General features: G+C 59.7%; 17 protein-coding genes. 8 read left to right on the top strand and 9 right to left on the bottom strand.

Features of this window, described 5'->3' with window-relative positions:
* The first annotated feature begins 91 nt into the window (after nt 1-91).
* Complete coding sequence (earP, locus tag HCU66_RS11040) at nt 92-1,249, top strand: elongation factor P maturation arginine rhamnosyltransferase EarP (protein ID WP_205888520.1); 1,158 nt, start codon at nt 92-94, stop codon at nt 1,247-1,249.
* A 48-nt stretch (nt 1,250-1,297) separates the two neighbouring features.
* The gene (locus HCU66_RS11035) at nt 1,298-1,867 is read left to right on the top strand and encodes an elongation factor P (protein WP_205888519.1); all 570 of its coding nucleotides are present in this window, start codon (nt 1,298-1,300) and stop codon (nt 1,865-1,867) included.
* A 71-nt stretch (nt 1,868-1,938) separates the two neighbouring features.
* On the opposite strand, the gene HCU66_RS11030 is transcribed toward HCU66_RS11035, so the two are convergent.
* From HCU66_RS11030 to HCU66_RS11015, 4 genes are all read right to left on the bottom strand, one after another.
* On the bottom strand, nt 1,939-2,952 hold the full coding sequence (locus HCU66_RS11030; protein WP_205888518.1) for an alpha/beta hydrolase: 1,014 nt from the start codon (nt 2,950-2,952) through the stop codon (nt 1,939-1,941).
* Between the two features lie 33 nt (nt 2,953-2,985).
* Complete coding sequence (locus tag HCU66_RS11025) at nt 2,986-3,405, bottom strand: organic hydroperoxide resistance protein (RefSeq protein WP_205888517.1); 420 nt, start codon at nt 3,403-3,405, stop codon at nt 2,986-2,988.
* A gap of 263 nt (nt 3,406-3,668) precedes the next feature.
* A complete protein-coding gene (locus HCU66_RS11020) occupies nt 3,669-4,130 on the bottom strand; it encodes a MarR family winged helix-turn-helix transcriptional regulator (protein WP_205888566.1) in 462 nt (153 codons plus the stop codon).
* Between the two features lie 69 nt (nt 4,131-4,199).
* The gene (locus HCU66_RS11015; protein WP_205888516.1) at nt 4,200-5,156 is read right to left on the bottom strand and encodes a LysR family transcriptional regulator; all 957 of its coding nucleotides are present in this window, start codon (nt 5,154-5,156) and stop codon (nt 4,200-4,202) included.
* A gap of 110 nt (nt 5,157-5,266) precedes the next feature.
* On the opposite strand from HCU66_RS11015, the gene HCU66_RS11010 reads away from it, so the two are divergent.
* Nucleotides 5,267-6,016, top strand: a complete 750-nt coding sequence (locus HCU66_RS11010) for a TSUP family transporter (RefSeq protein ID WP_205888515.1) — start codon at nt 5,267-5,269, stop codon at nt 6,014-6,016.
* On the opposite strand, the gene HCU66_RS11005 is transcribed toward HCU66_RS11010, so the two are convergent.
* A complete protein-coding gene (locus HCU66_RS11005; protein ID WP_205888514.1) occupies nt 6,006-6,860 on the bottom strand; it encodes a LysR family transcriptional regulator in 855 nt (284 codons plus the stop codon). The genes HCU66_RS11010 and HCU66_RS11005 overlap by 11 nt on opposite strands.
* Before the next feature lie 96 nt (nt 6,861-6,956).
* Between HCU66_RS11005 and HCU66_RS11000 the strand changes: the two genes are divergently transcribed.
* Nucleotides 6,957-7,172 (top strand): DUF1127 domain-containing protein, encoded by a 216-nt coding sequence (locus HCU66_RS11000; RefSeq protein WP_205888513.1) that lies wholly within the window; start codon nt 6,957-6,959, stop codon nt 7,170-7,172.
* 64 nt (nt 7,173-7,236) lie between these two features.
* Entirely contained in the window at nt 7,237-8,466 is a 1,230-nt protein-coding gene (locus HCU66_RS10995; RefSeq protein WP_205888512.1) for a winged helix-turn-helix domain-containing protein, read from the top strand.
* Nucleotides 8,467-8,538: 72 nt separating this feature from the next.
* Here the strand turns inward: HCU66_RS10995 and HCU66_RS10990 are convergent, their stop codons facing one another.
* Nucleotides 8,539-9,885 (bottom strand): class II 3-deoxy-7-phosphoheptulonate synthase, encoded by a 1,347-nt coding sequence (locus HCU66_RS10990; protein WP_205888511.1) that lies wholly within the window; start codon nt 9,883-9,885, stop codon nt 8,539-8,541.
* Between the two features lie 148 nt (nt 9,886-10,033).
* Here HCU66_RS10990 and HCU66_RS10985 point away from each other — a divergent pair, with 148 nt between their 5' ends.
* On the top strand, nt 10,034-10,789 hold the full coding sequence (locus HCU66_RS10985; RefSeq protein ID WP_205888510.1) for a spermidine synthase: 756 nt from the start codon (nt 10,034-10,036) through the stop codon (nt 10,787-10,789).
* A 138-nt stretch (nt 10,790-10,927) separates the two neighbouring features.
* Here the strand turns inward: HCU66_RS10985 and HCU66_RS10980 are convergent, their stop codons facing one another.
* On the bottom strand, nt 10,928-11,719 hold the full coding sequence (locus HCU66_RS10980; protein ID WP_205888509.1) for a crotonase/enoyl-CoA hydratase family protein: 792 nt from the start codon (nt 11,717-11,719) through the stop codon (nt 10,928-10,930).
* Nucleotides 11,720-12,141: 422 nt separating this feature from the next.
* On the opposite strand from HCU66_RS10980, the gene HCU66_RS10975 reads away from it, so the two are divergent.
* On the top strand, nt 12,142-13,815 hold the full coding sequence (locus HCU66_RS10975; RefSeq protein WP_205888508.1) for a DEAD/DEAH box helicase: 1,674 nt from the start codon (nt 12,142-12,144) through the stop codon (nt 13,813-13,815).
* A gap of 174 nt (nt 13,816-13,989) precedes the next feature.
* Here HCU66_RS10975 and HCU66_RS10970 read toward each other — a convergent pair whose 3' ends face one another.
* The gene (locus HCU66_RS10970) at nt 13,990-14,757 is read right to left on the bottom strand and encodes a DODA-type extradiol aromatic ring-opening family dioxygenase (RefSeq protein ID WP_205888507.1); all 768 of its coding nucleotides are present in this window, start codon (nt 14,755-14,757) and stop codon (nt 13,990-13,992) included.
* A 102-nt stretch (nt 14,758-14,859) separates the two neighbouring features.
* Between HCU66_RS10970 and HCU66_RS10965 the strand changes: the two genes are divergently transcribed.
* Nucleotides 14,860-15,513: a thiopurine S-methyltransferase gene (locus HCU66_RS10965; protein WP_205888506.1), complete on the top strand. Its 654-nt coding sequence runs from the start codon at nt 14,860-14,862 to the stop codon at nt 15,511-15,513.
* A gap of 131 nt (nt 15,514-15,644) precedes the next feature.
* Here the strand turns inward: HCU66_RS10965 and htpX are convergent, their stop codons facing one another.
* Nucleotides 15,645-16,532, bottom strand: coding sequence for a protease HtpX (gene htpX / locus HCU66_RS10960; protein ID WP_205888505.1), 888 nt, complete (start codon nt 16,530-16,532; stop codon nt 15,645-15,647).
* Between the last annotated feature and the right edge of the window lie 227 nt (nt 16,533-16,759).

Here is a 16,759-nt window from a genome sequence, read left to right as displayed (position 1 = left end):
GCGATTGTCGCATGAAGATTAATCGCCGTCGGCTCTTCTGCACGGGGTAATTTATGCGGACAATCGGCGCCTTTGCCAACGGGAGCCTGGAATGCCTGAAATGCCTCCAATGAAAAACTGCGGGCGCTGGGATATTTTTTGCACCGTGGTCGACAACTTCGGCGACATCGGCGTGACCTGGCGTCTGGCCCGACAACTGGTGGCCGAACATGGCGTGGCGGTGCGCTTGTGGGTCGACGACCTGCGGGCCTTCGAGCGATTGTGTCCGCAAATCGATATCAACGCTGCGCAGCAGTGGCAACAGGGCGTCGAGGTACGGCAATGGTCGGCCGATTGGCAACCCACCGACGCTGCAGATGTCGTCATCGCCGCGTTTGCCTGCCAGTTGCCGAGTGCTTATATGGAGGCCATGTCCGAGCGGGAAAAACCGCCGTTGTGGATGAACCTTGATTATCTGAGCGCCGAGGACTGGGTCGTCGGCTGCCATGGCTTGCCGTCGGTGAAGTACAAGAACGTGCAGAAGTTCTTTTTCTTCCCGGGTTTTCGCAAGGGCACCGGTGGCCTGCTGCGTGAGAGGGGGTTGCTTGAGCGGCGTCGGCAGTTTCAACAAAATCCACAAGCTCAGCGAGAGTTCCTGCAAGAACTGGGGGTTGATCGCGCGCCGAATGCACAGCTGATCTCGCTGTTTGCCTACGAAAATACCGCGCTGGCCAGTTGGCTCGATACCCTGGCTGCCGATTCGACGCCCACTCATCTGCTGGTGCCCGAAGGCCGGATTCTCGGCGACGTCGAGCGTTGGCTCGGGGTAGGCGGGCTGACTACCGGGGCGGTGCATGTACGTGATGCCTTGACCGTGCAAGTGCTGCCGTTCGTCCGACAGGATCAATATGACCAGTTGCTGTGGAGCTGCGATTTCAACGCCGTGCGCGGCGAAGATTCCTTTGTCCGTGCCCAATGGGCAGGCCGGCCGCTGCTCTGGCACATCTATAGGCAGGACGAAGACATCCATCTGGACAAGCTCGACGCCTTCCTGACCCTGTATACCCAAGGCCTGTCCCCATCTGCCGGCGAGGCGATCAGCGGTCTATGGCGGGCGTGGAATTCAGGTGAGACAATGGCCGAGCACTGGAAATCAACCCGCAAACATTGGCCGGAACTGGAAAAACATGCCGAGGCGTGGTGTCTGGAACAAGCCTTGCACGCAGATCTTGCCGCAGCGCTGGTACAGTTTTACCTAAATTGGATATGATACGCGGCCTAGATTTTTGTAAATCCCATCCAAATTCGGATATTCGTAATGAAAACTGGTAAAGAACTGAAACCCGGTATGGTGATCCGTATCGACAACGATCCTTGGCTGGTTCAGAAAGCTGAATTCACCAAGTCCGGTCGTAACAGCGCGATCATGAAGACCAAGCTGAAGAACCTGCTGACCGGCTACAAGACCGAAACTGTTTACGGTGCGGACGACAAGCTGGATGACGTGATCCTGGACCGCAAAGAAGCGACCCTGTCCTTCATCAGCGGCGACTCCTACACGTTCATGGACACCACTGACTACACCATGTACGAGCTGAACGCTGAAGACATCGAAGCCGTTCTGCCTTTCGTTGAAGAAGGCATGACCGATGTTTGCGAAGCCGTGTTCTTCGAAGAGCGTCTGGTTTCCGTAGAACTGCCGACCACCATCGTGCGTCAGGTTGACTACACCGAAGGTTCCGCTCGCGGTGACACTTCCGGCAAGGTGATGAAGCCTGCCAAACTGAAGAACGGTACCGAACTGTCGGTAGCTGACTTCATCGAAATCGGCGACATGATCGAGATCGATACCCGCGAAGGCGGTTCCTACAAAGGCCGTGCTAAATAAGCACCGCTTGAGGAATGAAAGAGCCCGACCATTGAGTCGGGCTTTTTCATTTCCGAAAGATCTTTTTGCTTTTATTTCAGGTGTTGCTTCAGCTCTTCGGACGCCTGCAGCATCGCCGAACGCACCGCGGGCACCTGGCTCACGACGTTGAGCAAACCGTAGTCGTGGATCATGCCGTTGTAGCGCACCGCCGTGACCGGCACACCGGCCTCGTCGAGTTTGCGGGCGTAGGCTTCACCTTCATCGCGCAGTACATCGGCGCTGGCCGTCTGCACCAGGGCGGGTGGCAATCCCTTGAGTTGCGCGGTGGTTGCCCGCAGCGGTGAGGCGTAGATCTCGTTCCGTTGCCCGGCGTCGGTGGTGTAGTTGTCCCAGAACCACTTCATCATGTTTTTGGTGAGGAAGTGCCCCTCGGCAAACTGGTTGTAGGACACCGTTTCGAAGCTGGCGTCAGTCACCGGCCACAGCAATACCTGGAACCTGATCGCCGGCGTACCCTTGTCTTTGGCCATCAGCGCAACCACGGCCGCCATATTGCCACCGACGCTGTTGCCGGCCACGGCCAGGCGTTTGCCGTCGACGTTGATCTCTTTACCGTGCTCGGCCACCCACTTCGTCGCGGCGTAGGCCTGGTTGATCGCCACCGGGTAATGCGCCTCGGGCGAAGGGGTGTAATTGACGAACACCGCCGCCGCACCGGACCCCGTTACCAAGTCCCGAACCAGCCGTTCGTGGGTCGGGAAGTCCCCCAGCACCCAGCCACCACCGTGGAAGAACATGAACACCGGCAGCTCGCCTTTGACCCCGGCCGGCCGAACGATGGTCAGGCTGATCGGTTGGCCGTCGACCTGAATGGTCTTCTCGCTGACATCGGCTTTGGGCAGCGTCAGCTTCACCCCGGCCTGCGCACCCACCAACACCGCACGGGCGTCGGCAGGGGGGAGCTGTTCGATCGGTTTGCCGGTGCCGGCATTCAGCACGTCGAGGAACGCCTGGGTGTTGTGCTCAACCCCATTGCCTGCGAACGCGCTGTTGATGGACAGGGCGAGAAGGGTACCGGTCAAGACTTTGCTGAAAGTGTTCATGTTCATTTTCCTGTTCGGCCTTGAAGTCAGCGGTTAGACGGTAACGTGCAGGCGCACATCGACATTGCCACGGGTGGCGTTGGAGTACGGGCAGACCTGGTGGGCGGCGTCGACCAGGCTTTGGGCATCGGCGTGTTCAAGGCCCGGCAGGCTGATGTGCAGGTCGATGTCCAGACCGAAACCGCCAGGGATCTGGCCGATGCCGACATGGGCGGTGATCGACGCGTCGTCCGGGATTTTGCGTTTGGTCTGGCTGGCGACGAATTTCAGCGCACCGATGAAGCAGGCGGAGTAGCCGGCAGCGAACAGTTGTTCAGGGTTGGTGGCCGCGCCGCCGGCACCACCGAGTTCTTTCGGAGTAGCGAGTTTGACGTCGAGGACGTTGTCGCTGGAGATCGCACGACCGTCACGGCCGCCGGTGGAGGTTGCGATTGCGGTGTAGAGAGTTTGCATGGTGTGAGCCTCGTTTTGGTTTGATTATTTGCGCTAAATGTTTGCGCGCTAAGTAAGTTCGAGGTGAATGTAGCTCGCTAATATTTAGTGCGCAAGGTAAATTTTAAAAAAAGTTTGTTCCAGGCCCTGGCCCAAAGATTTGATTAGGTGGGAGATGCGTGAGATAGAGGCTTTCGTGCGGGATTTTTACGAAGAGAATTTTTTTTTCGACGGGGAGGGCGCCTTCGCGGGCAAGTCGTGTCCGCGAAGAACGATAACGCGGTCTAAAGGCTATCTTGCAGGTGGCTGCGCAGTTTCTGGAGATCCGCTTGCAGCTTCTTCAACTGTTCCAGCGTCTGTCCACTGGCGCCGAGGATGCACTGCGGAATACCGCGCGCCTTGTCTCGCAGCGCAAAGCCTTGCTCGGTGAGTTCGACAATCACCACCCGTTCGTCTTCACGGCTGCGGGTGCGGCTCAGCAGGCCTTCGGCTTCCAGGCGTTTGAGTAGCGGGGTCAGGGAGCCGGGATCGGTCAGCAATCGGGTGCTGATTTCGCCGACGGTCAACCCATCCTTTTCCCATAACACCATCATCGCCAGGTACTGCGGATACGTCAGGCCCAGCGCTTGCAGCAGCGGCTTGTAGACCTTGGTCATCATCAGTGAGGTGGAATGCAGGGCGAAGCAGACCTGATTGTCCAGCAGCAGGTCATCGCAGTTGTCCGGAGTGTTGCGCTCGGTGTTCATTTCAAAGCCTTGATCAGTGATCATCATGAATCTAGCGGGCGAATCTTTAATGCGCCAGATAATTCTCGACTAGTGGCGGTCCAGATTAGTTTGCAGCGCCAGATCCCACGGCGGGATGGGGCTGAAACGGGCTTTCAGGTATTCCAGCAACAAGCGGCTGCGCGAACTGGGCTGCTGCTCCAGGCGTAACGCATAAATACCGGTGCTTTCCGGTTTTGGCAGACCGTTTTCGCAGAACAGCGGCAGCAGTTCGCCGCGTAATAAATATTCGCTGGCCAGCCAGGTCGGCAGATGTGCGACGCCCAACCCGGTCAGTGCGCCGCAGACCAGCGCCTCGGCGTTGTTGGCGCTCATGCGGATTCGCGCCGGACGGTGCAAGTGCATCTGCCCATCCCGCTCAAAGCGCCAGGCGAACGGTGGAGCCAGGCCCTCCCAGTCCAGACCGTCGTGTTCGATTAACTGTGCTGGATCGGTCGGCACGCCACGGCGTTGCAAATAATCGGGGCTGGCGCAGGCGATGCGCACCATGCTCGCCAGCGGTGTGGCCACCAGCCGGGTGTCGGCCATCTGCCCGGCACGCAACACCAGATCGACCTTGCCCAGATTTGAGCCCTGCATGTCGACAAAGCTGTCGATCAGATGCAGTTGCACGTCAAGGCCCGGGTAAAGCATCAGGAAATCGGCAATCACCGGCGCCAGGTGACGCCGTCCGAACGCTGCCGGCGCATCGACCCGAATCAAGCCTTCCGGCGCATTGCTCAGGGACACCGCTTCCGCCCGGGCCAGGCGCAGTTCGGCGACGATCCGCCGTGCACGCTCGGCAAAGGCCAGACCGGCCGGGGTGGCACGCACCGCATGGGTGCTGCGAATGAACAACTGGCTGCCGACGGCGCTTTCCAGGCTGTCGATGCGTCGTGCCACCGCCGATGGCGTCAGGGGATGGCGGCGGGACGCGGCGGAAAAACTACCGGTTTCCAGCACATCCAGAAACAGCCCGAGTTGTTCGGTCAATTGATTGGGGTTCATGGTTTCGTCAACGCTTGTGCGAATTTGGCACAGCCATTGTGCGTTGCTGTGCGTTTCCCCGCCAGAGCCGACTGCGTAGGATGAACGGCCTGACAAAAGGAAAATTGCCTGTGATTGAGTTCGTGATGTATCTGGTTTTTGGCGCTGCCTTGGGCACCCTTGGCGGGCTCTTCGGCATTGGTGGCGGGTTGGTCGCGATTCCGCTGTTGGGCGTGTGGTGCGGTCTCGATCAGCAGGTCGCCCAAGGCACCGCACTGGTGATGGTGGTGCCGAACGTGATGCTGGCGCTATGGCGCTATCACCAGCGCAATCGCATCGAATTGCGTCATGCGTTGCCACTGGCTTCGATGGGGTTCTGCTTTGCCTGGATTGGTTCTATCTGGGCGGTGGGCATTGATGCGCAAACCATGCGCGTGGGTTTCGTCGCCTTTCTGGTCGCCCTGTCGGCCTACAATCTGATGCGAATGTTCACCGCCACCGCGCCGGCGTCTTCGCAGATGCACTATGCATGGCCATGGCTGGGCGTACTCGGTGCTGCCTCCGGGACCATGGGTGGGCTGTTTGGCGTGGGTGGGGCGGTGGTGGCCACACCAGTGTTGACCAGTCTGTTCGGCACCAGCCAAGTGGTTGCCCAGGGCTTGTCGCTGGCGCTGGCGTTACCGAGCACGGGCGTTACGTTGGCGACGTACGCGGTGCATCATCAAGTGCATTGGGCGATCGGTATACCGTTGGCGGTCGGTGGCTTGATGAGCATCAGTTGGGGCGTAAGAATCGCCCACGCACTGCCGGAGCGACTGTTGCGCGGGCTGTTCTGTGGTTTTCTGGTGTTCTGTGCGGTGATGCTCGCTTTTAAAGTTTGAAGCCTTCGATGATGTGTTCGGCCAGGCATTCGGTGATCGGCGAAGGGTTGTTCAAGTTGCGGATCAGCATGATGTTGCCTTCCGGCAACAGGGGAAGGTCCTGGTCGGCGCCGAGGATGCGCATGTCCGGGGTGATCAGGCTTTCCAGTTGCGCGGTGATCGCCAGCCCCGCGCTGACCACGGCCATCAACGCCGACAGGCTGGAGCTGTTGTAGGCGATGCGGTAATCGCGGCCCATGGCGTCCAGGGCATTGCACGCCCAGACGCGGCAGAAACAATCGCTGTTGAACATCGCCAGCGGCAGCGGCGTCTGTTCGTGGGCGTTGAAGCATTGGGCTTCGGCCCAGACAAAACGCTCCTTGCGCAACAACTGGCCGATCTCGTTACCCGGCTCGCGGGTGACGATGGACAGGTCCAGGTCCTGGCGCTGCAACAATTTCCGGCTCGATTCGCAATGAACCTCGATCTGGATCAGCGGGTAGAACTGCGCGAAGCGCGACAGGATGCCCGGCAGAAAGCGCATGACGTAATCGTCGGGCGTGCCGATGCGTACCGTGCCGACCATGTGCGGCTCGCGCAGGGTATTGAAGACTTCGCTGTGCAGTTTGAGGATGCGCCGCGCATAGCCCAGCAATACCTGGCCTTCGGCGGTCAGCTTGACCTGGCGCCCGTCGCGTTCGAACAGCTGGCGCTGCAACACGTCCTCTTCCAGGCGTTTCATCTGCATGCTCACCGCCGATTGGGTGCGGTTGACCATTTCCCCGGCGCGGGTAAAGCCGCCCTGATCGGCGATTGCGACGAAGGTGCGCAGTACATCGGTGTCGATACTGGGGTAGGCGGACATTCATCAATCTCCGAGATGCATGCCATCAGAAACATTCGTTGGATTGATCTTATCGCTGAGGCGAGACTGGATCCATCCCAAAAGGAGGGCAACACGATGAAAGGTCACAACGAGCATGCAACGCAAGAAAAATTCTCAATCCACGTGGTATCCGATTTGCTGCACAAGTTTAGTCGCTGGTACGAACTTCACCGTGAACGTGAAATGCTGGCGAGCCTGAGCGATGAAGCACTGAAGGACATCGGCGTGAGCCGTGCAGATGTGGAACATGAGACGGTAAGGCCGTTCTGGGATGATCCGATGCATAAATGATGAGGCCATCGCTACACAAACCGCTTACGGGTGAGGTAGGTTGCGAGCAGACAAGGAGATGCTCATGCCCGCCACACAATCCTTCTCTCTCAAACAGGCTCGGCGTCTGGCGCTGGCCGCCCAAGGGTTCAACGGGCGCCAGCCGCCGGCGGCGGTCAAACCGGTTCAGCTCAACCGGCTGATCGAGCGCCTGGGTATTCTGCAGATCGATTCGGTCAATGCGTTGGTGCGTTCGCACTACCTTCCCTTGTTTTCCCGTCTGGGCAATTACTCATCCGACCTGCTCGATCAGGCTGCCTGGAGTCAGGGCCGTCGGCGCACGTTGTTCGAGTATTGGGGCCACGAAGCGTCGTTAATGCCCTTGTCGATGTATCCCTTGATGCGTTGGCGAATGCAGCGTGCGACTTGTGGCGAAGATATCTACCCGCAACTGGCGCGTTTCGGTCGCGAACAGCAGGCCACTATTCGCCGTGTGCTGGCGTCGGTTCAGGCACTCGGTGCGCTGGGGGCGGGGAGCCTGTCGACCCGTCAGGAACGGGCAGGGCCGTGGTGGGACTGGAGCACCGAAAAGCATGCGTTGGAATGGTTGTTTGCCGCCGGTGAAGTGACTGTAGCCGGCCGACGCGGGTTCGAACGGCTTTATGATTTGCCGGAGCGGGTGATTCCTTCGGCGATTCTCCAGCAGCCTTTGCTCGGCGAGGCTCAAGCCCAGCGCGGGTTGTTGCTGCATGCCGCCACGGCGTTGGGCGTCGGTACGGAAAAGGACTTGCGTGATTATTTTCGCTTGAGCCCGGCAGACAGTGGGCCGCGTCTGGCGGAGCTGGTCGAGGGCGGCGACCTGCTGGTCTGTGACATTGAAGGCTGGCGGCAACCGGCCTATTGCCTGGGCCCGCCGAAAGTGCCGCGCAAGGTCCAAGCCAGTGCGCTGCTTTCACCGTTCGATTCACTGATCTGGGAACGCAGCCGTACCGAGCGATTGTTCGATTTCCGTTATCGGCTGGAGATTTATACGCCGCAGCACAAGCGCGTCTACGGCTATTACGTATTGCCGTTTTTGCACAATGAGCGGATTGCTGCGCGGGTCGACTTGCGAGCCGAACGGGCGTCGGGCCGATTGGCGGTGCATGCCGTGCATGAGGAAGAGCCGGGGCTCGATGATGAAGGGATGTGGGCTTTGGCGGTCAATCTGCGGCAGATGGCGGACTGGTTGGGGCTTGAGCGGGTTCAGCTCAATTGCCCGCGGGCGAGTGCGGCGCGGTTGCGGGTGGCGTTGGCTCAATTCAGTGTTGTTTGAAATGACGCCTTCGCGGGCAAGCCTCGCTCCTACTGTTGGAGCGAGGCTTGCCCGCGAAGGGCCCAATCCGATTTAACGGCGGACTTGCTTCAGGGTCTCGGCAATCAAAAACGCCAGTTCCAGCGACTGATCGGCATTCATCCGTGGGTCGCAGTGGGTGTGGTAACGATCCGACAAACCATCCTCGGTAATCGGCCGCGCGCCGCCGATGCATTCGGTGACGTTCTGCCCGGTCATTTCGATGTGGATGCCGCCGGCATAACTGCCTTCGGCTTCGTGAACCTGGAAGAACTGCTTCACCTCGCCAAGGATCTGCGCGAAGTCGCGGGTCTTGTAGCCGCTGCTGGCCTTGATGGTGTTGCCGTGCATCGGGTCGGAGCTCCATAGCACTTGCTTGCCTTCGCGCTGCACCGCGCGGATCAGTTGCGGCAGATGATCGCCGACCTTGTTCGCGCCCATCCGCGCAATCAGGTTCAGGCGACCCGGGTCGTTGTCCGGGTTGAGCACATCGATCAGGCGAATCAGGTCTTCAGGGTTCATGCTCGGGCCGACCTTCACGCCGATCGGGTTGTGCACCCCGCGCAGGAATTCGACATGCGCGCCGTCCAGTTGACGGGTACGGTCGCCGATCCACAGCATGTGGGCCGAGCAGTCGTAGTAGTCGTGGGTCAGGCTGTCGCGACGCACGAAGGCTTCTTCGTAGTTCAGTAGCAGCGCTTCGTGGGCGGTGAAGAAACTGGTTTCACGCAGTTGCGGCGAACTGTCCATGCCGCAGGCGCGCATGAAGGCCAGGGTTTCATCGATGCGATCGGCCAGGTGGCTATATTTCTCGGCCAGCGCCGAGTTGGCGATGAAGTCCAGGTTCCATTTGTGCACCTGATGCAGGTCGGCAAAACCGCCCTGGGCAAAGGCGCGCAGCAGGTTCAGGGTCGCGGTGGACTGGTGGTAGGACTGCAGCAGGCGATCCGGGTCCGGCACGCGGCTTTTTTCGTCGAAACCGATGCCGTTGACGATGTCGCCACGGTAGGCCGGTAGTGTCACGCCATTGATGGTTTCATCGTTGGCCGAACGGGGTTTGGCGAACTGGCCGGCCATGCGTCCGACTTTGACCACCGGGCAGCCGGCGGCGAACGTCATGACGATCGCCATTTGCAGCAACACTTTAAAGGTGTCACGAATTTTCGCGGCGGAAAATTCGGCGAAGCTTTCGGCGCAGTCGCCGCCCTGTAGCAGAAACGCCCGACCCTGGGTGACTTCGGCAAACTGACGGCGCAACTCCCGGGCTTCACCGGCAAACACCAGCGGCGGATAGCTCGCCAGGGTTTGCTCGACATGCAGCAAATGCGCCGCGTCGGGGTATTGAGGTTGTTGCTGGATCGGCAGGGCGCGCCAGCTGTCAGGGCTCCAGGGTTGGCTCATCGCAGTCTCTAGTGTTTTACGCTCGGACGGTTATGTTATCAGCAATTAGTGCGTGACCTGTTCCCGTCGCTTCGCGGACAATCGCGCCTTTGCCGCTTTATGTTGCGGTTTATCGTGTTGCCGGGGCCGGTAACGATCAGGAGACGAAATGACTGAGGAGCGCGTCGAGCATCTGCTCGCCGAGGTACAGGATGAGTTCGGCGTGATTCGCGTGCTGGAAGTGGCCGATTACCGTTTTCTGGAGTTCGGTGATGCCATCGAACAGAGCTGCGTGTTCACCGCTGATCCGAGCTGGCTCGAGTACGATTACACCCGGGCGATGCTGATTGGCGCGCTGTGCCACGAGCAGCCGGAAAGCGCGCTGTTCCTTGGCCTTGGCGCCGGCACATTGACCCAGGCCTGTTTGAAGTTCCTGCCGTTGGAGGATGTCGAAGCCATCGAGCTGCGTCCCGACGTACCGCGCCTGGCCATCGAATACCTGGGGCTGGATGACGACCCGCGGCTGTACATCCGCGTCGGTGATGCCCTGGAGTTGCTCGGTACGGCTGAACCGGCCGATCTGATTTTCGTCGACCTCTATACCGATGTCGGGCCCGGTGCCGGGCATCTGGCCTGGAGCTTTCTGGAAAACTGTCAGAAACGGTTGAATCCGGGGGGATGGCTGGTGATCAACCAGTGGGCCACCGATGACGGCAAACCGTTGGGTGCGGCGTTGTTGCGCGGTCTCTATCATCGGCATTACTGGGAACTGCCGGTGAAGGAAGGCAACGTGATTCTGATCGTGCCCTCGGAGCTGGATCAGGAGCTGGACATGGATGGGCTGATTGCCCGCGCTGAAGGGCTGGCGCCACGGCTGGGGTATTCGTTGCGGTCGTTGATCAAGGCGATTCGGCCGGCGACATAATGCGATGAGGCTATCTGTGGCGAGGGAGGCCCCGCTTGAGTGCGCAGCACTCACAAAGTCTGTATTGATGTACAAGAGTTTTTGGGGCCGCCTCGTAGCCCGACGGGAGCAAGCTCCCTCGCCACAAAAGCCGACTTGTCAGCAGCCTTTGAAGACACCCGGCCGCTTCTCGATCATCGACCGCACGCCCTCCTTGGCATCCTCGCTATTCAGCAATTTTTTCACCAGCTCCGGCAATGCTTGGGCCGCCGCTGTTTCACCCTCATAGCGCGCCTGTCGGGCAGACATCAGCGTCGCCTGAACCCCCAGCGGTGCCTGTCGGGCGATTCGCTCAGCCAACTCGATTGCCCGAGGCAACAAGTCCTCGCTGGCCATGACTTCCTGCACCAGGCCCAGGTGCAAGGCGTCATGCGCGTCGAATTCATCACCGGTGAGCAGCCAGCGCATGGCATTGCCCCAGCCGGCGACCTGATGCAGGCGCAACGTGGCGCCGCCGAACGGGAAGATTCCGCGCTGCACTTCCTTCTGAGCAAAACGGGTATTGCTGGCGCACAGGTTGATGTCGGCGGCCAGCATCAACTCGATGCCCACGGTCAGGCAGTAGCCCTGAGCGGCAACAATCACCGGTTTGCTGACCCGTGGGCCGGCGAGCACGCCCCACGGATCGCAGCCACCGGGCGGAGCCTGCCAGCCTTCGGCCAGGGCCGCGCCGGCATTGACCAGGTCGAGGCCGGCGGTGAAGTGCTCGCCATGGCCGAACACCACCGCGACCCGCGCCTCACTGTCCGCCTCGAACTCGCCATAGGCCAGGCTGAGTTCGTTGAGCAGGTCGAGGTCGAAGGCATTGCGCTTGGCCACCCGATCCAGGCCGATCATCAGGACATGACCGTGTCGTTCACGGGTTACACGACTGGGGCTGGGCTGATTCATGGAGCATTTCCTCGGGTGGGGAGGGGGGTATGAGACCGAAGGTCTGCGTCACCACGGTGAACCGTTTTAGCGCCATCGCCAGCAGGGCCGGGCCTTTGCAAAATAGATGGTCGCATAATTATCCGCAAAGCCTGTGACACAACGGCGTACGCGGGTTTTTTCCGATAAAAAAAGCTCCCTTTTTGGGCAAATTCCGGTATAGTGCGCGCCGGCCTTTAACCGGGCCGCGTTTAGGTAGCGCAATTCCCCGAAGCCAGCTTCGGCTGCACGTCCGCCCCGCGGACTCTTCCTTGACGATTCTTTTCATTCATTCGTTTTCGCAAATCCCCGCCGACAAAGCTGCCAGGGCGACTCTTGAGTCTCAACACGGCATGCGCAGCTTTGGAGCATGGGTCTTTGCGGATGCACTTAGAGGCAGACCCATGACCCAGGAAATCGGCGGCTTCGCCGCTCTTGAACTTCACCCTAATATTGTCGCTGCAGTAGTCGCTACCGGCTATGAAGAGCCTTCGGCCATTCAGCAGCAGTCGATCCCGATCATTCTCGCCGGTCACGATATGATTGGCCAGGCGCAAACCGGTACCGGTAAAACCGCTGCCTTTGCCCTGCCGATCCTGCACCGCATTGATCCGTCCAAGCGCGAGCCGCAAGCTCTGATCCTGGCCCCAACTCGTGAGTTGGCGCTACAAGTTGCAACCGCTTTCGAAACCTACGCCAAGCAAATGCCGGGTGTAACTGTTGTGGCTGTCTACGGCGGCGCGCCGATGGGCCCACAATTGAAAGCAATCCGTAATGGCGCACAGATTGTTGTCGCCACTCCGGGGCGTCTGTGCGACCACCTGCGTCGCGACGAAAAAGTCCTGACTACCGTGAACCACCTGGTTCTCGACGAAGCGGACGAAATGCTCAAACTGGGCTTCATGGACGACCTGGAAGTTATCTTCAAGGCCATGCCGGAAACCCGTCAGACCGTATTGTTCTCGGCCACCCTGCCGCAATCGATCCGTGCCATCGCCGAACGCCACCTGCGCGATCCGAAGCACGTGAAGATCCAGAGCAAGACTCAGACCGTTACCGCGATCGAACAGGCTCACCTGTTGGTTCACGCTGACCAGAAGACCTCTGCCGTTCTCAGCTTGCTGGAAGTGGAAGATTTCGACGCCCTGATCATGTTCGTGCGCACCAAGCAAGCGACCCTGGACCTGGCCAGTGCCCTGGAAGCCAAAGGCTACAAAGCCGCTGCGCTGAACGGTGACATTGCTCAGAACCAGCGTGAGCGCGTGATCGACTCCCTCAAGGATGGCCGTCTGGACATCGTTGTGGCGACCGACGTTGCTGCTCGTGGCCTGGACGTTCCGCGTATCACTCACGTGTTCAACGTTGATATGCCGTATGACCCGGAGTCCTACGTTCACCGTATCGGCCGTACCGGCCGTGCCGGTCGCGAAGGTCGCGCGCTGCTGTTGGTGACGCCTCGTGAGCGCCGCATGCTGCAAGTGATCGAGCGTGTTACCGGTCAGAAGGTTGCCGAAGTTCGGCTGCCGGATGCTCAGGCCGTTCTCGATGCCCGCATCAAGAAACTGACCAACAGCCTGTCGCCGCTGGTGGGCGATGCCGAGTCGACTCACGGTGATCTGCTGGATCGTCTGACCGCCGACATCGGTTGCAGCCCGCGTGCCCTGGCCGCAGCCCTGCTGCGCAAGGCTACCAACGGTCAAGCGCTGACCCTGGCCGCGATCGAGAAGGAACGTCCATTGGTGCCGAACAATGCACCGCGTGGCGATCGTCCTGAGCGTTCCGGTGATCGTCCGGACCGTGGTGACCGCGAGCGTCGTGCTCCGATCCCGTTGGCCGAAGGCCGTGCCCGTTGCCGTACCGCGCTGGGTGCGCGTGATGGTATCGCGGCCAAGAACCTGCTGGGCGCCATCCTCAACGAAGGTGGTCTGGCACGTGAAGCCATCGGTCGCATCCAGGTGCGTGACAGCTTCAGCCTCGTCGAGTTGCCGGAAGATGGTCTGGAGCGTCTGCTGACCAAGCTGAAGGACACTCGCGTTGCCGGTAAGCAGTTGAAGCTGCGTCGCTACCGCGAAGATTGATCCGCTCTCGGGCTGATTGATCGAACATAAAAAATCCCCGACTGGTTCGGGGATTTTTTATGCCTATCTGATCGTTCCCACGCTCTGCGTGGGAATGAATCAATGGACGCTCTGCGTCCGCTTCTGGGACGCGGAGCGTCCCGGGCTGCATTCCCACGCAGAGCGTGGGAACGATCAGCCGAACCGATAAATGTCCATCCCCAGCGCCCCCATGGTGAACCCCTGGTGCGCAACGCTGAACTGACCCCCGGCTGCGCGGGCAAAGTACAACGGCAGCAGATGTTCGTCACTCGGATGGTTGCGCACGGCGTTCGGCGCTTGCTGACGATAGTCGTGCAGCGCGGCTTCGTCGTTCGCTTCGAGTTTCTCGATTATCCAGTCGCGGAACGCCTTGGCCCATGGTTCGACGCTTTCCGGGCCGGCGTGCCAGTCCAGTTCGCGCAGGTTGTGGGTAATGCTGCCGGAGCCGATCAACAGCACGCCGTGTTCGCGCAGGCTGGCCAGGGCATGGCCGACGCGGGTTTGCAGGGCTGGGCCGCCACGGGTGGGCAGCGAGACTTGCACCACCGCAATGTCAGCCTGCGGATACATCAACGACAAAGGCACCCAAACGCCATGGTCGAAGGGGCGCTGGGTGTCGATGCGCGCAGGCAGGCCATCGGCCTCCAGCCGTTCGACAACTTCTGCCGCCAGCTGCGGATTGCCGGGGGCCGGGTACTGCACCTCGAATAAGGCTCGCGGAAAACCGCTGAAGTCGTGCCAGGTTTCGGGTTGGGGATTGCCGCTGACCAACAGTTCGCTGCTTTCCCAGTGCGCGGAAACTATCACGATGGCCTTGGGTTTGGGCATTGCGGCGGCCAGATGCGCGAGGGCCGGCCCGCTGGCGCCCGGCTCCAGGGCCAGCATGGGGGAGCCATGAGAGATGTACAGGCTGGGGAACATAAATGAGCTCCTGAGAGTAAGATGGCACCATCTTCAGCCAGATCATTGATCTAAATCTAATATAAGTTTTAGAGTCTATTGATCGAATTTTCGGGGTTAATTATGCAGCCGGAGTTTTGGCACAAACGATGGGCGTCGAATCAGATCGGCTTTCATCTGCCGGAAGTAAATCCCTATCTGCAACGGTTCTGGCCGCAGCTGGGCCTTGATGAAGGTTCTCGCGTGCTGGTGCCGTTGTGTGGCAAAAGCCTGGACCTGTTGTGGTTGGCGCACTGCGGTCACGAGGTTTTGGGTATCGAGCTGTCGGAAAAGGCCATCGAGGACTTTTTCAATGAGCATCAATTGGACCCGGCAATCAGCGAACAGGGGCCATTCAAGGTCTATCGGGCGGGCTCGATCGAGCTGTGGTGCGGTGATTTCTTCGAGTTGACGGCAGGCGATGTTGCCGATTGCAGCGCATTGTACGATCGCGCGGCGTTGATCGCCTTGCCGCCGACGATGCGTGAGCAATACGCGGCTCATCTGCTTCGGATTCTGCCGAAGGGCTCTTTAGGGCTTCTGATTACGCTGGATTACGACCAGGCGCAAATGGCCGGGCCGCCGTTTGCTGTACTTGATGACGAAGTGCAGCGGTTGCTGGGGGCTTCGTGGGAGCTGAAGATTCTGGAAGACCAGGACGTTCTGGGCGAGAGCTGGAAGTTTCTCGAGGCCGGTGTCACACGGCTTGAGGAGCGTGTGTATCGGGTTTCCAGTTAATAGATTTGTGTTGTTGTACCGGCTCCATCGCGAGCAGGCTCGCGATGGAGCCAGAATGAGTACCACAACATCCAGACAGACAAAAAAAGGCCCGCATTCACTGCGGGCCTTTTCTTTTAGTGCGGAGCCTGTCAGCCCCGGCGACGCAGTGCGTCGATGCGCTCTTCCAGCGGCGGGTGGCTCATGAACATGCGGGCGAACCCTTGTTTGAGGCCACCGTTGATGCCGAAGGCATTCAGGGTGTCCGGCATGTGCACCGGTAGCCCTTGTTCTGCACGCAGACGCTGCAAGGCGCCGATCATTGCGCTGGTACCCGCCAGGCTTGCGCCGGCCTCGTCGGCACGGAATTCACGCTTGCGCGAGAACCACATGACGATGGCGCTGGCCAGGATGCCCAGAACCAGTTCGGCAAAGATGGTCGCTACGTAGTAGGCAATGCCCTGGCCTTCTTCGTTCTTGAAAATCACCTTGTCGACAAAGTTGCCGATGATCCGGGCGAAGAACATCACGAAGGTGTTCACCACGCCCTGGATCAACGCCAGGGTGACCATGTCGCCATTGGCCACGTGGCCGATTTCGTGGGCCAGAACGGCTTTCACTTCATCCGGCGAGAAACGCTCGAGCAAGCCCTGGCTGACCGCGACCAGTGCATCGTTCTTGTTCCAGCCAGTGGCGAAGGCGTTGGCTTCATAGGCTGGGAAAATCCCGACTTCGGGCATCTTGATCCCGGCTTCGCGGGACAGTTGCTCGACGGTTTGCAGCAGCCATTGCTCGTGCCGGGTACGCGGCTGGCTGATGATCTGGGTGCTGGTGCTCATTTTCGCCATCCATTTGGAGATGAACAGCGAGAACAGGGAACCGGCGAAACCAAAGACCGCACAGAAAATCAGCAGCTGATTGAGGTTGAGGTCAACCCCATTGGCCGCCATGAACCCGTTGAAGCCGACAAGGCTCAGGGTGATGCTGGCAATCAGCACGACCGCCAGGTTAGTGGCCAAAAACAGCAAGATGCGCATCATGGTTGTAGAAATCTCCTCGTGCTAAAGATGTAGCGTACTGCGGGGTATATAAGGTGCTGCACCGGGCTATTCAACTGGGTGACTATTTCAAACTGTGTCCTACGGCAACAGTTTAGCTGCATGAAGGGCATTTCCGACGTCGGCATGGGAAATGGTTGTCAGCCAATTGGTGTCGCAAGCCCCCGCCGTTGTTAGGCGTGGGCGTGAAACGAGTCGTCAGTCAGCGC

Source organism: Pseudomonas frederiksbergensis (assembly GCF_017114915.1).
In the GTDB taxonomy this organism is placed as follows: domain Bacteria; phylum Pseudomonadota; class Gammaproteobacteria; order Pseudomonadales; family Pseudomonadaceae; genus Aquipseudomonas; species Aquipseudomonas frederiksbergensis_I.
This window is presented reverse-complemented; position numbering and strand designations above follow the sequence as displayed.